Origin of the sequence: Nocardioides oceani, from assembly GCF_030412965.1 — a bacterium.
GTDB lineage: Bacteria > Actinomycetota > Actinomycetes > Propionibacteriales > Nocardioidaceae > Nocardioides > Nocardioides oceani.
This window is the reverse complement of record NZ_JAUHJQ010000038.1, coordinates 1-2,143: the sequence shown is the minus strand read 5'-3', so window position 1 is coordinate 2,143 and position 2,143 is coordinate 1. Positions and strand designations below refer to the sequence as shown.

At 63.0% G+C, this 2,143-nt stretch carries 2 protein-coding genes; one reads left to right on the top strand and one right to left on the bottom strand.

The annotated features are described in order from the left end of the window. Nucleotides 1–205: 205 nt before the first annotated feature. Nucleotides 206–1,147: a GntR family transcriptional regulator gene (locus QWY28_RS23150; RefSeq protein ID WP_300955283.1), complete on the top strand. Its 942-nt coding sequence runs from the start codon at nt 206–208 to the stop codon at nt 1,145–1,147. Between the two features lie 189 nt (nt 1,148–1,336). On the opposite strand, the gene QWY28_RS23145 is transcribed toward QWY28_RS23150, so the two are convergent. After that, nucleotides 1,337–2,002, bottom strand: a complete 666-nt coding sequence (locus tag QWY28_RS23145; protein WP_300955282.1) for a histidine phosphatase family protein — start codon at nt 2,000–2,002, stop codon at nt 1,337–1,339. Nucleotides 2,003–2,143 lie beyond the last annotated feature (141 nt).

Sequence of the window (2,143 nt, the reverse complement as noted above, 5' to 3'; positions counted from 1 at the left end):
TTGTTGGTCTCTTCGACGATCCGGACAGCTCCCTCACGGAACTCCCGGTCGTACTTCTTCCGCTTCTCTGGCATCTCGATCCTCATTGTCGATGCCTCTACGGTCCGGGGGGAACCTCACTGACGTTGCTGTGGTCAGCGCCGCGGGGGTGAAGAGGTTGCTGACCATCTCTCGGCCAGCACCGAAAACGACTAGACTCTAGGGTGTGGCTGCGCTGGCGATGGAGGATGAGGTCTTCGCCCCTTTTCCTGTCCTCAGTGGGCCGAGTGACCTCCCCGCGCATGCTCGTATCGGCTACTGGCTCGAGCGGCTGATCGTTTCTCGCAGTGTGCATGCGGGGGACAAACTCCCGGCTGAGGTCGACATTGCTGCCGCTTTGGGGGTCAGCCGAATGACCCTGCGGCAGGCGCTCGCTTCGATCGAGAGCAAGGGTTTGATTGAGCGTCGGCGCGGTCGTTTCGGCGGGAATTTTATAGCTCAACCCAAGTTCGACTTCAGTCTCACAGAACTCCCGGGTTTCACCGAGCAGATGCGGCGGGCCCATGTCGAGGCTGGCGCGCAGGTCGTGCAAGCGCTCACCCGCGCCCCAGCCCCCGACGTCCGCGCCGCGCTGAAGTTGCGGCGCGGCGATCAGGTGCACGAAATACTGAGGGTGCGTTCCGCTAACGGGGACCCCATCACGCTGGAGGAAACGTACTTCCCGGCGGCGGTCTTTCCCGAGATGCTCGATGTCGATCTTGGGGACTCCCTGTATCGAGTGATGGAACAGGAGTACCACCGAGCACCCCACTCTGCAGTTGAAGTGATCGAGCCGGTCAAGGCAACGCCGCAGCAGGCGGAGCTGCTCGGTGTCGACTGTGGCGGCGCGCTCCTATTGGTCACGCGCACCTCTTACGCCATCGATGGCCTGCCTATTGAGTTCGCGAGGGACTACTTCCGTCCAGATCGCACACGTATCGTCGTGCGAACGCAGGTCGATCAGGCGCCGCTCCGTTCGGGGGGCACCTCGACCTCTCGCGACGTGACCGCTTCATTGAAGGAGTCAGCGACGCAAATTCAACGACAGGACGGGCGACGGCGGAACGGGGAGCGTCTGCAAACGGGAGAGAGCGCAGACGGCGCCTTCGCCGAGGGTAGTCATGGTTGAGGCGCGGTCCGCCAGTGGCCGGAGCCGTCCGCGGTGGCCCACAGTTGAGGTGGGGGCACTGGGACTAGAAGGCCCCGGCCCTAGTGTCCGCAGCGCGGTGGACCCAGCGTCACGGTGTTCCCAGGATACAGCGGATCAGGAACTATAGTCTGACCGGCGAGCAGTCCGCGGGGGGAGGATTGCGCTCGGTCAAAGTTTCGTAGTTGACGGCGGGATGTTCTCGCTGTCCTCTCCTCGTAGGTGTGCCCCCCCGAGGGGCTCCGGTTTCCACTGAGTAAGAATCCACTCGTTCAGACCGTCGGACTCGAGTACGGCCAAACCGGTGTTGTCGGCCCACATCCGTTCAGTGTCATCAACCCCGAGCCCGGCACGAAGCGCAAGAAAAACGCGCATGGACGCTCCGTGAGTAACCACGGCCACCGAACCGCGGCCCCCCTGCTCCACTGCGATCGACGTCAGTGCAGCGGAGTAGGTGTCTAGGAACGCGTCGCCGGTGACGCCGCCGGGAATCTTGAAAGATAGGTCTCGGTTCATCCACCGCAGCATGCACTCGATATAGCGCTGGGTGGCGTCATCATCGGCACGCGTCTCCAGATCACCGCCGCTGATCTCAACGAGGCCAGGGTGAATCAGTGTCTCAAGCCCCAGATGCTGCGCCAATATCTCCGCGGTGGATTTGGCTCGAAGGAGGGGCGAGCAGTAGACCGCTGCTAGCCCCTCGTGCATCAGCGCCGGACCGAGGGCCGAGGCCTGAGCGATTCCGAGAGCCGTAAGGGGCGCGCCGGGAGAGACCGTGTCGATAGCCCCGGTGAGATTCGATGGGGTCTGGCCGTGCCTTATCAGGAGAATCTTCATGCCGAAAGTCTAGACCTTAACGGGCTCTTCACAGTTGAGGGTGTAGCGGACGACGCGGCCGGGGTCGGCGCGTCGGTGCCGGGATAGAGGTCGAGGTCTTTCGAAGATGGCGGTTCCTACGCCAGCCACCCGAAAGACCTC

Excerpts from the sequence above, each read along its gene's own strand:
- QWY28_RS23145 (WP_300955282.1), bottom strand. The coding sequence starts at position 2,002 with ATGAAGATTCTCCTGATAAGGCACGGCCAGACCCCATCGAATCTCACC.